General features: G+C 67.5%; 14 protein-coding genes. 11 read left to right on the forward strand and 3 right to left on the reverse strand.

What is annotated here, in order from left to right; all coding sequences use genetic code 11:
• Positions 1-18: 18 nt before the first annotated feature.
• From LL236_RS04150 to LL236_RS04165, 4 genes are read left to right on the forward strand one after another with little or no spacing between them, the layout of a single operon-like run.
• Entirely contained in the window at positions 19-1314 is a 1296-nt protein-coding gene (locus tag LL236_RS04150; protein WP_228177538.1) for a class I SAM-dependent RNA methyltransferase, read from the forward strand.
• 9 nt (positions 1315-1323) lie between these two features.
• Positions 1324-1998 (forward strand): response regulator transcription factor, encoded by a 675-nt coding sequence (locus tag LL236_RS04155; protein ID WP_228177539.1) that lies wholly within the window; start codon positions 1324-1326, stop codon positions 1996-1998.
• Positions 1995-3254, forward strand: a complete 1260-nt coding sequence (locus tag LL236_RS04160; RefSeq protein ID WP_228177540.1) for a sensor histidine kinase — start codon at positions 1995-1997, stop codon at positions 3252-3254. The genes LL236_RS04155 and LL236_RS04160 overlap by 4 nt, the downstream gene beginning before the upstream one ends.
• Complete coding sequence (locus LL236_RS04165) at positions 3251-4327, forward strand: hypothetical protein (RefSeq protein WP_228177541.1); 1077 nt, start codon at positions 3251-3253, stop codon at positions 4325-4327. The genes LL236_RS04160 and LL236_RS04165 overlap by 4 nt, the downstream gene beginning before the upstream one ends.
• A 242-nt stretch (positions 4328-4569) precedes the next feature.
• Here the strand turns inward: LL236_RS04165 and LL236_RS04170 are convergent, their stop codons facing one another.
• Complete coding sequence (locus tag LL236_RS04170) at positions 4570-4809, reverse strand: acyl-CoA carboxylase epsilon subunit (RefSeq protein ID WP_228177542.1); 240 nt, start codon at positions 4807-4809, stop codon at positions 4570-4572.
• A gap of 6 nt (positions 4810-4815) precedes the next feature.
• The gene (locus tag LL236_RS04175) at positions 4816-6405 is read right to left on the reverse strand and encodes an acyl-CoA carboxylase subunit beta (RefSeq protein WP_228177543.1); all 1590 of its coding nucleotides are present in this window, start codon (positions 6403-6405) and stop codon (positions 4816-4818) included.
• 229 nt (positions 6406-6634) lie between these two features.
• Here LL236_RS04175 and LL236_RS04180 point away from each other — a divergent pair, with 229 nt between their 5' ends.
• Genes LL236_RS04180 through LL236_RS04190 form a run of 3 tightly spaced genes read left to right on the forward strand, consistent with a single transcriptional unit; the run spans position 6635 to position 9235 of the window.
• On the forward strand, positions 6635-7426 hold the full coding sequence (locus tag LL236_RS04180; RefSeq protein ID WP_228177544.1) for a biotin--[acetyl-CoA-carboxylase] ligase: 792 nt from the start codon (positions 6635-6637) through the stop codon (positions 7424-7426).
• Positions 7427-7444: 18 nt separating this feature from the next.
• Entirely contained in the window at positions 7445-8020 is a 576-nt protein-coding gene (locus tag LL236_RS04185) for a PH domain-containing protein (protein WP_228177545.1), read from the forward strand.
• Positions 8021-8074: 54 nt separating this feature from the next.
• Positions 8075-9235: a 5-(carboxyamino)imidazole ribonucleotide synthase gene (locus LL236_RS04190; RefSeq protein WP_228177546.1), complete on the forward strand. Its 1161-nt coding sequence runs from the start codon at positions 8075-8077 to the stop codon at positions 9233-9235.
• Positions 9236-9262: 27 nt separating this feature from the next.
• On the opposite strand, the gene LL236_RS04195 is transcribed toward LL236_RS04190, so the two are convergent.
• Positions 9263-10114: a nitroreductase family protein gene (locus tag LL236_RS04195; protein ID WP_228177547.1), complete on the reverse strand. Its 852-nt coding sequence runs from the start codon at positions 10112-10114 to the stop codon at positions 9263-9265.
• A 110-nt stretch (positions 10115-10224) separates the two neighbouring features.
• Between LL236_RS04195 and purE the strand changes: the two genes are divergently transcribed.
• Genes purE through LL236_RS04215 form a run of 4 tightly spaced genes read left to right on the forward strand, consistent with a single transcriptional unit; the run spans position 10225 to position 16049 of the window.
• The gene (gene purE, locus LL236_RS04200) at positions 10225-10692 is read left to right on the forward strand and encodes a 5-(carboxyamino)imidazole ribonucleotide mutase (RefSeq protein ID WP_228177819.1); all 468 of its coding nucleotides are present in this window, start codon (positions 10225-10227) and stop codon (positions 10690-10692) included.
• On the forward strand, positions 10689-12158 hold the full coding sequence (locus LL236_RS04205; protein ID WP_228177548.1) for an LCP family protein: 1470 nt from the start codon (positions 10689-10691) through the stop codon (positions 12156-12158). Before purE ends, LL236_RS04205 begins: the two co-directional genes overlap by 4 nt.
• A 31-nt stretch (positions 12159-12189) precedes the next feature.
• On the forward strand, positions 12190-13281 hold the full coding sequence (locus LL236_RS04210; RefSeq protein WP_228177549.1) for a glycosyltransferase: 1092 nt from the start codon (positions 12190-12192) through the stop codon (positions 13279-13281).
• 53 nt (positions 13282-13334) lie between these two features.
• Positions 13335-16049 carry a hypothetical protein gene (locus LL236_RS04215; protein ID WP_228177550.1) on the forward strand — a complete coding sequence of 905 codons (2715 nt, stop codon included), beginning with the start codon at positions 13335-13337 and terminating at the stop codon, positions 16047-16049.
• The last annotated feature ends 36 nt before the right edge of the window (positions 16050-16085 follow it).

The raw sequence follows: 16085 nt of genomic DNA on the forward strand, positions 1-16085 counted from the left end.
CCATGAGATGCTCGATGCATGACCGGCGACGTGGGACAGATCGTCGACCTCGAGATCACGGATGCCGCTCACGGCGGGGTCTTCGTGGGCAGACTCGACGGTCGGGTGGTGTTCACTGCCGACGCGATTCCGGGCGAACGGGTGCGGGCTCGGCTGACGGATGTCTCGAAGCCGTCGTTCTGGCGGGCCGAGACCGTCGAGGTGACGGATGCATCGCCCCACCGCCAACGCCATATCTGGCCCGAGGCAGACATCGACCGCGACCCCGCGGATCGCCCCGGCGGCGCGGAGTTCGGTCACATCGATCTCGCCCACCAGCGTGAGATCAAGCGCCACATCCTCGCGACGGCGCTGCAGCGCACCGGCCGCCTGGAGCCCCCCGTCGAGTTCGAGGGGCCACGCGCGGCATCCGTCGGCAACCACGTCGTTGCCGAGCAGCCCGATGGCACGCGATGGCGAACCCGGGTCTCGCTGCACGTGGACGACGATGGACGCGTAGGTGCCTATGCGGCGCGGAGCCACCGCGTCATCCCGACCGAGACTCTGCCGCTGGCAACCGCGGCAATCGAGCGGGCAGCCGCAGCTCTCGGGCGTCCTGCACCCGGGCGCGTCGACCTCGTCCAGCCCGCTGATGGGCATGTCCGGATTCTCGTGCACCCGAGCACAGACGCGGCTCGGAAGGGACGCGCGGCCCGCCGCAGCAACGACGTCATCGTCGAACACGTCGGTACCCGCCGGTTCCGTGTCGACGCCGACGGCTTCTGGCAGGTGCACCGGCTCGCGGCATCCACCCTTACGACTGTCGTCGCCGAAGAGCTTGCGGACGCTGTCGACCCGGACGGGTGGCACCTTGACCTGTACGGCGGTGTCGGCCTGTTCGGGGCGCTCTTGGGTGATCTCGCCGGACCCTCGGCGCGCATCACCTCGGTCGAGGGGAACGAGCGGGCCACGGAACACGCCGGAGAGAACCTCGCAGAGTGGGTCGGAGCGCGAGCGGAGACCGCACGGGTGGACCGCTGGACGCGCGCGCTGCGCCAGACGATCAGCAACCGCGACCGGGAACGGCTCGCGCGCGGCACCGTCGTGCTCGATCCGCCCCGCACGGGCGCGGGCGCTGCGGTGGTCGACGATCTGGCCGCGCTGGGCCCGGCATCCGTCGTGTACGTCGCATGCGATCCGGTCGCCCTCGCCCGTGACCTTTCCCGCTTCGCCGGCCACGGCTACCGAACCGATCGCGTCCGCGGCATCGATCTGTTTCCCCATTCGCACCACATGGAGGCTGTCGCACTGCTCAGACGCGATGCTGCTCGGTAGAGTGACCCCATGACGCGGGTGGCTCTGATCGATGACCATGAGTCCGTGCGCTTGGGGGTAGAGGCGGCGTGTGTGACAGACGGGGGTCCCGAGATCGTCTTCTCGGGAAGTACTGTCACCGAGTACGTCCGCTGGCGGCGCGCGACGAGCGCTCCACCGGTCGATGTGGTCGTGCTCGATCTCACCCTGGGCGACGGCACGACAGTACGAGAGAACGTGGGACGACTCGTCGCCGACGGCTCCAGCATCCTGGTGCACTCGGTGGCAGACCGGCCCTCGGCAGTGCGAGAAGCTCTCGTGGCCGGTGCCATCGGTGTTGTGAGCAAGGCCTCTCCGATCGATGATGTGATCTCGGCTATCCACGCCGTTGCCCACGGCGACCCGCTGAACAACGTCGAGTGGGCAAGCGCCATCGAAGGTGACCGCGAGTTCGCCGACGCGCAACTGTCGGCCAGGGAGCGAGATGTGCTGCGCCTCTATGCCGCCGGATTGCCTTTGAAAGCTGTCGCTGAGCGCCTCGGCATCGCGTACTCGACAGCGAAAGAGAACATCAGCCGCGTGCGGCTCAAGTACGTCGAGGTCGGAAGGTCGGCATCTACGAAGTTCGACCTCATGCGTCGAGCTCTCGAAGACGGCCTCGTCTCGGCCGACGCGTTCGCCGCCGGAGCATCGGGTCAGAAATGAGCGCCCCGACCCACCCCCGAGAGCGAGCGCTGGCTGCCGCGTGGGCGCAGATTCCCCTTGCCCACGATCCGACGGCGGGACTCGGCTCGTTCACGCGGCGGCGGATCGAGCGGATGATCAGCATCGTCTTGGCCGTCGGCTCGGTCGCCCTCGGCGCCCAAGCGTTCGTGGCGGCGCTGGGCTCGGTGCAGGAACCCGAAGCCTGGCATGTCGCCTCCATGGTCGCCAACTTCGGGTCGCTGGCCGCTCTGCTGGTCACCTATATCGTGGGTCGGAGCATTGCACCGGCCGCCATAACCTTCTGCGCCGTCTTCGTCGCGACGCTCGTCGCCTGGCCCTTCGTCGTGGCGGGACAGGATATTCCGCCGTCCGACCCGCCGTGGACGTGGTTCCTCGTCAGCGTGGTCACTGCCTCATCCATCATGTTCCTGCCCTTGGTGTGGCAGATGGCGTGGACCATCTTCGTGCCCGTATTGTTCGGCATCACGCGCTTGGCGCAGGCTGGGTTCGCCGTCGACTTCTGGTGGCCGACGCTGCTGGATGTCTCGTTCGCCATCATCCTGGGCGGCGTCTTCGTGACGCTGGGGTGGATGTTCCGGTCGATCGCCGACAATGTCGACGAGTCTCGCCGCACCGCAGTGGAGACCTACACCGCCGCGGCGGTCACCGAAGCGGCTGAGAACGAGCGCGTCGCTGTCGCCGCCCTCATGCACGACAGCGTTCTGGCGGCCCTCATCGCTTCGGAGCGCGCACAAACGCCTCGGGAGCAGGGCCTTGCCGTGGCGATGGCACAGGAGGCGTTGACTCGCCTCGCGAACGCGGAATCCGATGCGGGGTTGGGTAGCGATGCGCCACGACGCTTCGCAACGCTCGTCGAAGAGGTGGAACGGGGTGCGCGCGGGCTGGGCGTCGACCTCGTCGTGGAGCGCGCGTATAGCCACGATGCTCCCGAGCTTCCGGGTCGCGCCGCTAACGCGCTGATCCTCGCGGCTATGCAGGCGATCGCGAACTCGATCGAGCACGCCGGCGGCATCGGCCTCACGGTTTCGGCCCGCCAGGAGCCCGACACCCAGCGGCTGCACCTCGAGGTGCAGGACCTCGGCGACGGGTTCGATCTCGACACGGTGCCGGATGATCGCCTCGGAATCCGCGGGTCGATCATTGCTCGTGTCGCGGCCGTGGGAGGCACGGTCCACATCACCTCCGACTCGAACGGGACGCTCGTGCGCCTGACGTGGCAGGGGGCGCGCGCATGATCAGTGTCCGTCGCCTGCTCATCGGCTTGGCCTTCGCGTTCACGGCCTACCTTGCCGTGCGCGGCCTATGGTGGACCGGCCCGTTCACCGAGCCCCTGGTGCTTGTCGCCGCCGTCGCCCTCTACGTCGTGACCACCGGTGTGGCACTGCTGTGGGGCAACCGGGACCCCGAAGACGACGACGTCACCCCGGACGCGCCAGGATTGGCGCCGCGCGCGTCGTCCGATCGGATGCCGCTCGCGGCCGCTCTGATGGCGTTGGGTACCACGGTCGTCGTCCCCAACGCGCTGTCGCTCGCTGTGCCGCGCGAGGCAATCGAGGAGCCCTACGTCGTCTGGTATCTCGGCGGCATCGGCGCGCTGATGGTCATCGTCATGGTGAGGCGTCGCCCGATCTTCGCCTGGGTGGGTATCGGCATGCTGGCCGCCATCTCATGGTTCTGGCTCGGCATCCTCGACGCGCTCGAGAAGGGGCTTGTCGGCTCGATCCTCTGGGTCGGGCTGGCCCAGCTCCTGGTGATGCTCACCGACCGCGCGGCCAAAGACACCGCGAAGCTCGTGGAGCTGCAGCGGGCGGCCTCGGCGTGGCAGGCGGCCCACACCGTGCGTCAGCGCGAGCGCCGCGTTCAGATTCAGCGCGCACTGTCGGTCGCGGGCCCGGTGCTCGCGCGAACGATCGCGCAGGGTGGCGCGCTGACCCCCGACGAACGCGTCGAGGCGCGACTTGCCGAGGGCAGTCTGCGCGATGAACTCCGCGGCGCCCGCCTGCTCGATGACGCTGTGCGTCACGAACTCGATGCGGCGCGTCGTCGGGGCGCGACAGTCACGGTTCTCGACGAGGGCGGGCTGGAGGGGGTCGATCCCGAGAGCCTGGCGAGCATCCGCGAGCGCCTCGTCGCTGCTCTGCGATCGGCGCGGTCGGATCGGGTCTACATTCGCACATCGCCCCACGAGAGCGTCGCGGTCACCGTTGTCGGTCGCTCGGATGCCGGCCGCGGGCTCAGTGACGAAGACACCGTCGACCTGTGGACCGAGATCACCCGGTTCCCTGCGGAGCCCGACATCCGGGCGTGACAACCACGTGAAAAGGATGGTGGGGGTGGACAGATAGTCCACCCCCACCTGTGCGGACGGTTACCCGAAAACCGGCCGCGTGGCCGAACCTGGGCCGCGTCACACGAGAGGTGACGGCGGTTCAGCCGAACGCTACTGCGTTCCAGCTGTTCCAGTCTTGCCGAGCCGCAACGATTCGTCTGTAGGTATTTTGGGGGACAAAATTGGCCTGCTCTAGGACCAGGCCAATTTTCTCGGCGCGGTCAGCAGGGGGTGCGATTCCAGCCCAGTTCGCGCCGCAGCGGTTCCCGCAGCGCACGCTGCGACAGTGCCCAGGCCGACCGCCGGGGTTCGTCGGCTACCGCCTCGGCGTGCTCGGTGACATAGTGCTCGGCCACGACCGCGACTACCGCCGCTATCTCTTCGGCTGTCGCATCTCCGCGCACGATGTGGATCGGCACGGCGGGCTCGCGTTCTTCGGGCGCTGGTTCTCGGGTGCTCATCGCGTCCTACAGCGGGATATTGCCGTGCTTCTTGGGCGGCAGGCTTGCGCGCTTGCCGCGGAGCGAGCGCAACGCCTTGGCGATGGACACGCGCGTCTGGGCCGGTTCGATGATCCCGTCGAGCTCACCGCGCTCGGCGGCCAGGAACGGGGATGCCACGTTGTAGGTGTATTCGTTGGCGAGCCGCGTGCGCACCGCAGCGACATCCTCCCCCGTCTCAGCCGCCTTCTTCAGCTCGCCGCGGTACAGGATGTTCACCGCGCCCTGCCCGCCCATCACGGCGATCTCGGCTGTCGGCCACGCGAGGTTGACGTCGGCGCCGAGCTGCTTGGAGCCCATCACGATGTACGCGCCACCATAGGCCTTGCGGAGGATCACCGTCACCAGCGGAACGGTGGCCTCGGCGTAGGCGTAGAGCAATTTGGCGCCACGCCGGATCACGCCGGTCCACTCCTGGTCGGTGCCGGGGAGATATCCGGGAACATCGACGAGGGTCACGATCGGCACCGAGAAGGCGTCGCAGAATCGCACGAAGCGGCTCGCCTTCTCACCGGCCTCGATGTTCAGGGTTCCCGCCATCTGCGAGGGCTGGTTCGCGATGATGCCGACCGTCCGTCCCTCGATCCTGCCGAACCCGATCACGATGTTCGGGGCGAACAACGGCTGCACCTCGAGGAAGTCGCTCTCATCGACAATGTGGCCGATGACCTCGTGGATGTCGTAGGGCTGGTTCGGGGAGTCCGGGATGATCGCGTTCAGGGCGCGGTCGGCATCCGTCGTCTCCCACTCGAACGGGCTCTCGTACTCGGGGATCTCCGACAGGTTGTTGTCGGGGAGGAATCCGAGCATTGTGCGGACGTAGTCGATCGCGTCGTCTTCGTCCTCGGCGAGGTAGTGGGCAACTCCCGACCGAGTGTTGTGGGTGTAGGCGCCGCCGAGTTCTTCCATCCCGACGTCCTCGCCGGTGACGGTCTTGATGACATCGGGGCCGGTCACGAACATCTGGCTGGTCTTGTCGACCATGATGACGAAGTCGGTGAGGGCGGGGGAGTACACGGCGCCGCCGGCGGCTGGCCCCATGATGATCGAGATCTGCGGGATGACACCCGACGCCCGCGTGTTGAGGCGGAAGATCTCGCCGTATTTGCCGAGGGCCACCACTCCCTCCTGGATGCGGGCGCCGCCGGAGTCCAGGATGCCGATGATCGGCATCCCGCAACGCAGAGCCAGCTCCATGACCTTGATGATCTTCTCGCCGGCGACTTCGCCGAGCGACCCGCCGAACGTCGAGAAGTCCTGGGCGTAGACCGCTACCGTGCGGCCGTGGATCGTTCCGGTTCCGGTGACGACGGAGTCGCCGTAGGGGCGCGACTTGTCCATCCCAAAGGCTGTCGTGCGGTGCCGCACGTATTCGTCGAGCTCGGTGAAGCTGCCGGGATCGACGAGCAGCTCGATGCGCTCACGGGCCGTGAGCTTGCCCTTGGCGTGCTGCTTCTCGCGGGCTGACTCCTCGGCGGAGACGACAGCCTCCTGGTAGCGCGCGCGCAGGTCGGCGATCTTGCCGGCCGTCGTGAACAGGTCGTTGTCGTCGGTCACGCCTCCACACTATCGGCGTGTCGCGGGAAGCCCTTGGAGACCAGCGACAACGCGCCGCGGCATCCGTTATGCCTTTCCCGATGCGGAGGCGGTGGTCATTGCCCTCCCGGAGGTAGGCGATATCCCCGGCGTAGGCCGTTTGGTGGGGGAATCTGCCTACCTCCGCGATTTCTCCTACCGTGACGATTCGCGTCGGGGTGGCCGGGACCGGCGGCCCTACAGTGAACGGATGCAGGCAGTCGACTTTCCGCGGGCGGCGATCATTGCGGGCCGGCTGGATGTGGTCGCCCACACCGGGTCCACGAACGCCGATCTTCTGGCGGCGGTGGCGGGGGAGCCGGATGCCTACCCCCACCTCTCGGTGCTGGTCACCGACGACCAGCGGGCAGGACGAGGGCGCCTGGATCGCACGTGGACTGCACCGGCCGGCGCTGCCCTGGCGATCTCGGTTCTTGTCCGCGTACCCGGCATCCGCACCGAGCGGCGAGGGTGGGTGCCACTGATCGCCGGCGCGGCGATGACGCTCGCGATTCGGGGTCTGTTCGCGCCTCCAAACGAAGGAGACGGCTCACGCGTGGCGCTGAAGTGGCCGAACGACGTTCTCATTGACGGCGCAAAGGTGTGCGGCATCCTGTCGCAGATGGTGCCGGGGCAGCCCGACGCCATCGTCGTGGGGGCGGGGGTCAATACGCTGATGACGCCCGAGCAGCTTCCTGTGCCCACGGCGACCTCGTTGGCGATCGCCGGAGCACACGTCGACGCCGACCGGCTGCTCGCGGACTACCTCAGCGCACTCGACCGGATGCTGGCAGCTGCGGCATCCGCCGATGCATTCGCCCGTGTGCGTACCGAGGTGCGGGGCGTCTGCGCGACACTCGGGCGCCAGGTTCGCGTGATGCTGCCCGACGAGCGGACGCTGGAGGGACGCGCGACCGGGCTCGACGACGCCGGGCGACTCATCGTCGCGGTCGGTGGCGAATCGGTGCCCGTCGCGGCGGGGGACGTCATCCATGTCCGCTGAGACCCCCACAATGGGGGTATGTCGCTGCAGCCGGGCACCGGGTCGTCGGGGTACTCCCCGTCGCCGACCTCTGTCGGGCGCCCGCTGGCTCCGGCGCCCGGCGTTTCGACGCCCGAGCTGCTGATCGCAAAGATCCGGGGTCGCAGGCCCGCGCTGATCCTGTCGGCGATCGCACTGATCGCGGTAGCCGCAGCCGCCGGGTATTTCTACGACAACCTGCCGGCGCCCTTCGAGAACTGGATGCTGCTGGCAGCGGCTGCCGTGGTCATCTTCGTGCTGGTCTTCCTGCCGTTCCTTGCCTGGCGAGCGCACGTCTACACGATCACGACGCGGCGCGTCATCGAGCGCAGCGGTCTGTTCGTGACGCGGCGGCGCGAACTCGCGCACGTTCGCGGGTACTCGGTTCAGATGCGCCGGGGCCCGCTGCAGCGCCTCGCCAGCAGCGGCACACTCATCCTTTCGAACGGTGTCGACGCACCGATGCGGATGACCCGCGTCCCCCAGGTCGCGCTCGTCCACGAGGTGCTCATCGACCAGGTCGAGGTCAATCAGATCCTCGCTCACCGCGACGGGCAGACGCCTCCCGAGTCCTGAGCCGACCCGGGCCTGCACGCGACCGACGCGAGCGATCGCCCGGTTCGCGAGAGAATGGATCCGAACGGGAGGACTGCTATGACCTATCGCGTCGGTGTGATCGGCGGCGGACAGCTGGCGAGGATGATGATCGCGCCCGCTGTCGAACTCGGCGTCGAGATCCGGGTGCTGGCTGAGCAGGAGGGGATGGCAGCGGCGCTTGCTGCCACCGCGGTCGGCGACTACCGAGATGCCGACACGGTGCTTGCCTTCGCACGCGAGGTCGATGTCATCACCTTCGACCACGAACATGTGCCACAGCAGGTGCTGCACGCGTTGGTGGACTCAGGAATCGCGGTGCACCCCGGTCCCGACGCCCTCCGGTACGCGCAAGACAAACTGCTGATGCGCACGCGGCTGCAGGAAATGGGGATGCCGCAGCCCGACTGGGCAGCTGCCACCGGTCCGGATGAACTCGGCGCTTTCCTCGATGCCCACGGTGGGCGCGCCGTGGTCAAGACTCCTCGCGGAGGGTACGACGGTAAGGGCGTGCGCGTCGTATCGTCGCCGGACGGCGCCGCGGACTGGTTCACGGCTCTGGCTGAGGATGCCGGGGGCGGCGCGCTGCTGGTCGAGGAACTGGTCGAGTTCACCCGGGAGCTCGCGCAGCAGGTGGCCCGCACGCCGTCGGGCGCGGTTCGCGCCTATCCCGTGGTCGAGACCGTGCAGCGCGACGGTGTCTGCGCCGAGGTTCTTGCGCCGGCACCCGGTGCCAGTCCCCGGCTCACGGCGGCTGCCGCCGAGGTGGGCGAGCGGATCGCGGAGGGACTCGACGTGACCGGGATGCTCGCGGTCGAACTGTTCGAGACGGCGGATGACCGCATCCTCGTCAACGAGCTCGCCATGCGCCCGCACAACAGCGGCCATTGGAGCCAGGACGGCGCCGTCACCAGCCAGTTCGAACAGCACCTGCGTGCCGTTCTCGACCTCCCGCTGGGGGACACCTCGCCGATCGCGCCGTGGTCGGTGATGATCAACATCCTCGGCGGACCCAGCGAGGGCGGCCTGTCGGAGCGGTTCGCGGCTTCGATGGCGCAGCATCCGTCCGCCCACATCCACACGTACGGCAAGGATCCGCGACCGGGGCGCAAGGTCGGACACGTGAACGCCGTCGGCACTGACCTCGACGACGTCGTCTACGACGCTCGCGCGGCAGCCGCGTTCTTCCAGGACTGACCCGATTGCCGGGCGTCGGACGGATGCCTAGTTCGAGGGCAAGCCGCGCCCTGTGAGCCAGGCGCGCATCCGGTCGCGGCCGTTGAGGCCCGCCGCATCCTTCACGCGACGGATGACGGCCCGACTCCATCCCGTCGGGCGTCCCTGACTCGCGTGGTAGGCGGCGATCTCGGTGTCGTAGGCGGCGACGTCGGCATCCGTGATGGGGGAGTAGCGCTCGCGGGAGTGCACGACGCTCGGTGCGAGGCGTGGCTTGATTCCCGCGGTGTCGGCGGGATCGGGATACCCCACCGCGAGGCCGAACGCCACCATCGCCCGGTCGGGGAGGCCGATCAGCTCCGCGGCGCGCTCGGGGTTGTTGCGAACCGAACCGAGATAGCAGGTGCCGAGCCCGAGCGACTCCGCCGCGACGACGGCGTTCTGTGCGGCGAGAGCAGCATCGACGAACGCGACAAGGGTGGACTCGAGGTAGTCCGCCGCCTCATCGGCTGCACCTTCGGCCGCCGCGATTGCCGAGGCCCGCGCCCAGTCCGCGATGAACAGCAGGATGACGGGTGCGTCGGCGACGAAGGTGCTCGTACCCACCTCGTCCACGAGAGCGCGCATGGTCGCGGCATCCCGTATCTCAACGACGCTCCACAGCTGCAGGTTCGAGGAACTCGCCGCCGACTGGGCGGCAGCGAGCATCGCGGTGATCGCCTGGTCGCTGACTGGTGCGTCAGTGAAGTGGCGCACAGTGTGGTGATGAAGCAGCCCCGCGAGGGTTGCCGAGTCGCGCAGGGCCGACTCGGTCAGCGCGGGAGCCGCATCGCCGTAGCGGGCGTGCAGCAGAGCGTCGATGTCGAGGTTCCCTCGGGCGGAAGCGGTGGACTCGGTCACAGATTCTCCCTTCGGGGGTGCCGTTCCGGGCAATCCCCAGCCATGCACCCTAGCCTGGTCCGGTGACCGCTGCGCTCCACAGTTCCCCTGCCCCGCTCGTCGGTGTCGTCATGGGCTCGGACTCCGACTGGCGCGTCATGAGCGACGCCTCTCAGGCGCTGACGGACTTCGGCGTACCCCACGAGGTCGAGGTCGTTTCCGCCCACCGCACACCCGACAAGCTCGTTGCCTACGGCCGCGAGGCGCGAGGGCGCGGCATCCGTGTCATCATCGCCGGCGCCGGCGGGGCAGCTCACCTGCCCGGCATGCTCGCCTCGGTCACGGCACTTCCGGTCATCGGCGTTCCCGTTCCCTTGGCCACCCTCGACGGGTTGGACTCGCTCCTCAGCATCGTTCAGATGCCCGCTGGCATCCCGGTGGCAACAGTGTCGATCGGCGGTGCTCGCAACGCAGGGCTGTTGGCGGTGCGGATGCTGGGAATCGCCGATCCCGCCCACGCCGATGCGATCGAGACCTACGCGCGCGATCTCGAGGGTGTCGTTGAGGAGAAGAACCGGCGGCTCAAGGAGGCGCTGTGAGTGTCGCCAGCCCCCCGCGGATGACCGGATCCCGGCCCTCGTCGGGTCGTCCGGTCATCGAGAACCGCCCGCTGCGCTACCCCAACACGGCATCGCGGCCGATGATGACCCGTCGGGCGTGGTGGCTGCTGGTCCTCAACTTCCTGATCCCCGGATCGGCGCAGGTTCTCGCCGGTAGCCGTCGCCTCGGCCGGTTCGGGCTTGGCGCGACCCTCTTCGGCTGGACGCTGATCGCGGTTTCGATCGTCACGCTCCTGCTCTGGCAGCAGGCGTTCGTCGCGATCGCCACGAACTGGTTCGTGCTGCTCGGCGTCCAGGCCCTGCTGTTCGTCTACCTGCTCCTGTGGATCATCCTCACGATCGACACCCTGCGCCTCGTGCGGCTCGTGCGCACCGGGTCGATCACGCGATTCGCCGTCGCGCTCGTCGGCGTCGGAGCGCTCGTGCTCGCTGGCAGCGGCGTGGTCTGGGCATCCGACCGGCTCGGGGGCGTGCGCGATTCGTTCGGTGCAATCTTCGCCGAGTCCGGACCCTCCGTGCCGCCGTCGGACGGCTATTACAACATCCTGCTGCTCGGCGCCGACAGCGGCGAGGGCCGCGACTCCATGCGGTACGACAGCATCTCGGTCGCGTCCATCAACGCCGACACGGGAGCCGTCACGATCACCGGCATCCCGCGCGACATGGTCAACGTCCCCTTCGCGCCGGGCCCGATGCAAGACCTCTACCCGAACGGGCACACCGGTCACTCGGACCCGGTCTGCGGGTGGGGGAGTGGCATCAATCAGCTGCGCACCGAGGTGGAAGTATGCCGTGACGGCAATGCGCTGTATCCGGATGCCGTCGCGAACGGCTCGGAGCCGGGTATCGAGGCGACGAAGGATGCCGCCGAAGGTTTGCTTGGGATCGAGATCCCGTACTACGTCTTCATCGACATGCACGGCTTTGCGGCTCTCATCGATGCGCTCGGTGGCGTCGACATCGACGTGTCCGAGCGTCTCCCCAAGGGTGGCGGTCCCTCCTACGACGGGCAACCCGCCGAGGAGTGGGCGATCGGCTGGATCGAGCCCGGTTTCCAGCACATGGACGGCGACACGGCGCAGTGGTACGCCCGCTCCCGCTACACCACGAGCGACTGGGACCGGATGCTGCGCCAACGCCAGCTGCAGGAGGCGATCCTCGCGCAGTTCACGCCGATGAACGTCCTCAACCGGTTCAACGAGGTGCTCACCGCCGGTACGGCTATCGTGCAGACTGACATCCCGCAGTCGATGGTTCCGTACTTCGCCGAGCTTGCCCTCAAATCCAAGGAGCAGCCGGTCACCACGATCGAGCTCACCCCGTCGGGCGTGGGTGGCATCGGCATCATCCCCGAGGAATTGTCTGCCGACGACGTCGCCTTCATCCAGGACTACCTGCAGCAGGCGCTGCATCCGCCGACACCCACGCCCACGCCCGCCGCGTGAGGCGTTCGGCTCGACGAAGAGGCTCCATTCTGTGACGACGACCTTGCGCGTGGTGCTCGACCAACTGGTCACGCCAACCGATCCCGACCTGGCGATGGCTTCGCGGGAGTTGACCCGTGCCCTGATCGCTGCCGCGCCACGGGGGTGCGAAGTCTCGGGGGTTGTCCCGGCGGCCGGGGACGACGCGCTCGCCGAGGTGCGGGCCCTCGAAGGACTCGCCGGGGTCGAGACCTCGCCCATCCCACGCCGCGAGCTGTCGACCGCGCTCTCCCTGGGGCTGCCCAGCGGCCTTGGCGGGGGAATGTTGCACTCGCCGACCCTGTTCGCGCCGCTCGTGCGTCACGACCGTGTCCACAATCACGAGCAGACGGTCGTCACGATCTGGGACCTCACGCCCTGGACCCATCCTGAGCGCGTCTCGAAGGCATCCGTGGCATGGCATCGCGCGATGCTCAAGCGCGCTGAGAAGCACGCGGATGCGGTCGTCGTGCCGTTGCACGCCATGGCCGACGAGCTCGCCGAGCGCACGAAACTGCGCGGGCGAATCCGGGTCATCGCCGGCGCCGCGCCGGAGGGTTTCGCTGAACCGCGCGACGCCATCGGCCGCAGGCGAACACTGGGGGTGCCTGAGGGCGCGGTCGTTGTCGACGCCGCTGGGGTTTCTGTAGACGAGCTCCGCGGGCTCGTTGCGGCGCTGCGTGCAGAGCTGGGTCGTGTGGCTCCGGATGCTCCTGTTGTCGTACTCGGCGACCTGAGCCACGCGCGGAAGCGCGACGTGGTGGTCGTCTCTGCGGCGGGCGCAGCCGACCGCGCGGCAACGCTTGCTGCGGCATCCGTGCTCGTGGTGCCAGGCTCGGCCCCTGTCTACGGCTGGCGCACGCTCGAAGCGCTGACGCTCGGGACCCCCGTCGTCTATGCAGCGTCGCCCGTCCACGGCGAACTGGTGGGAGACGGTGGCACGATCGTCGAAGGTGGCGCCGACGCTCTTGCAGCATCCGTCGCATCGCTGCTTGCCTCGGAGGCTGATCGCCGCCGCGGCACCACACTCTCGACCGACCGTGGGCGCGCTTTCTCGTGGCGGGAAGCAGGCGATCGCGTATGGCAGTTGCATGCGGATCTCTAGTTCGCGGCTCGGCGATCCTCGTACGGTGAGCGAACTTGCGTCACACTAGTAACATGGCGCGATCCATAGGTCACACCCGCAGGCGGCTTCGGCGGATGGTGTTCGCCGTGTCGGCGACGGTGGCGGCGGGTGTGCTTATCGGAGCCGGACTCGTTGCGATGGCTCCTCCACCGCTCGCTGCCGCAGTCGATACTTCTGTGGAAGCGGCTGCCTCGTCAAGTGTTGACAGCTCGATCGTCAAGGCCGCGGATCTCAGCCAGTTCAAGCCCGGAAACATCATCAGCGATGCGGTCTTCTTCAATTCCGCAACGATGACCGAAGCGCAGATCCAGTCTTTCCTCGAGTCGAAGGTCGCCTCATGCAGGTCGGGCTACACCTGTCTGAAGGACTATTACGTCCAGACGCGTTCGATCGCCGCCGATGCGATGTGCGGCGCGTACTCGGGTGGAGCCTCGGAGCGCGCGTCGCGGGTGATCTTCAAGGTCGCCCAGGCGTGTGGGATCAACCCACAAGTGATCCTCGTGATGCTTCAGAAGGAGCAGGGACTTATCACCTCAACAGCCCCGAGCGCCTGGGCTTACCAGGCCGCGATGGGCCAGGGCTGCCCAGATACCGCAGCATGCGACACCGCCTACTACGGCCTGTTCAACCAGGTGTACGGCGGCGCACGACAGATGAAGCGGTATGCGAACCCCCCAGGCACGAGCAACTACTTCACGTGGTACGCGCCAGGAAGGACCTGGAATGTGCAGTACCACCCCAACACTTCTTGCGGTCGGGGTGCGGTCTACATCGAGAACCAAGCGACGGCGAACCTGTACTACTACACGCCGTACCAGCCGAACGCTGCGGCTCTGCGCGCCGGCTACGGTGAGGGCGACGGCTGCTCCAGCTACGGTAACCGCAACTTCTTCAACTACTTCACCGACTGGTTCGGATCGACGCAGATTGCCTACAAGCTACTCATCTCCCGAGGCGCCGACATCTACCTCGTGACCGGCGCAACGCGCTACCACATCACGGCGGCGGACTGGCCGGCCTTCAATGCGGCGCTCGGTTCACCGGTTGCGGTCGGTGACCAGCTCTTTGGGAAGTTCGCGGATGGCGGCGAGGCCACCCGGTTCGTCCGCGACACCACCACAGGTGAGATCTCCTATGTCGATGGTGGGGCAATCCACAGGTTTGCGACATGCGATCTCGTCGCGCTGTGGGGCAGCGCGTGTGCAGACGTCACGCAGCTAGCCACCAATGACTTCGCCCTCTTCACGAAGTCGAGCGAGATGACCGCGTACGCGCGCACCGTCAGCGGGGGCAAGATCCACTCGCTCACCACCTCGACGCTCGTTCCATACTTCGACTCGGCGGCCCTCACCTACTTCACGGGTGAATCCGCACCCTACGCGGCCGTCCTCGCCGCGTCCGAGGTCGCCAAGCGGACGGTGAGCTACGTACGCTTCACGCCCGCAACGCTCGTGGTCTCCGAGGCTAGTCCAAACGTCTACCTCGCGCAGACCGACGGCCGCCTTCTGCGCGTTCCGTCCTGGTCTGTCACGTTGGACCTCGGTCTCGGTCGATCCGCACGCAGCGTCGCTGAGTCGGACCTCGTCGGCTACACCCGGTCGGGCGATCTCACTCGATTCGTGTCCTGTGAGCGGAACACGATGTACGGGGCGGGCGGGACGAACTATCGGGTGCCTAACTCGGCCGGCTTCGCCGTGACGTCGCTCGATACGGGGACGTGCGGGAAGCTCAGCATCTCGTCGACAGCTTCGGGTGAGCTATTCGTTAAGACGTCGACGTCATCGGACGTCTATCACGCGACGCAGGGCGTCCTGCGTTACGTGCCGACGATGACCCGTCTTGTTGCGCTCGCGGGAGGGACAGAGCCGAGGATTCTGACGGTCTCGGCGGCGGCGTTCGCCGACTTCACTCTCGGGGATCCGCATACGGTCCCGGTCGAGGAGCTTCACCAGTTCCCGGTAGGGCAATTCATCGTGAGCGCGTCCAGCACCAAGGTCTGGCTGCCGACTCGTGATGGTCGTCTACTCTATCTGCCCAGCTGGGACGTGGGCAGGGCAATGGGATTGACGACGACAGCGCAGCGGGTCGCGGATTCGACGCTCGTGGGCTATGACACATCCGAAAGCCTCGGGTGGTTCGTGATGTGTGACGGGGTGACTTCCTTCGTCGTCGGGGGTGAGCGGTATGCGGCGAGCGGCGCGGAGGATTTCGCGAGCGTCTCCCTCGATTCGTCGCTGTGCGATCTCATTCCTGCCGCACGGACGGAGGCTGCTCCAATCTTCGTGAAGACCTCGACGGGAGCTGCCGTGTTCCACCTCGTCGACGGTGGGCGTCGCTACGTTCCGACGATGGCGAAGCTGGCCGATCTGGGCGGTGGCGCGGTGCCGACTATCCTCACGGTTTCCGAGGCTGCGCTCGGAGCGTTCCCGGTCGGTGAGCAGTACTTCGCCACCGGCGAGCTTGTGAAGTCCGCGGCGGACGCCGCCGTCTATCTCTTCGACGGGGCAGTTTTCTACTACGTCCCGTCATTCTCACGGATCCAGGCACTGGGTTTGTCTACCGTCGTGAGAACGGTGAGTGGCTGGCAGGCGTCCGCGGGAGCCGGAACTCTCTCTACCACCGTGGTGTGCGGTGACACAGTCTATGAACCGAGGGGCGGAGTGCTCTATCCTGCCGGGAGAGAGGCCGCGGCAACGGACACCGTGCTCGACGACATGCTGTGCTCGAGGCTTTCCACAGCCTCGTGACGCAGCTGGGAGCTGTGTTCACTCTGACAGCTGACT

Origin of the sequence: Microbacterium schleiferi (assembly GCF_020781975.1) — a bacterium.
In the GTDB taxonomy this organism is placed as follows: domain Bacteria; phylum Actinomycetota; class Actinomycetes; order Actinomycetales; family Microbacteriaceae; genus Microbacterium.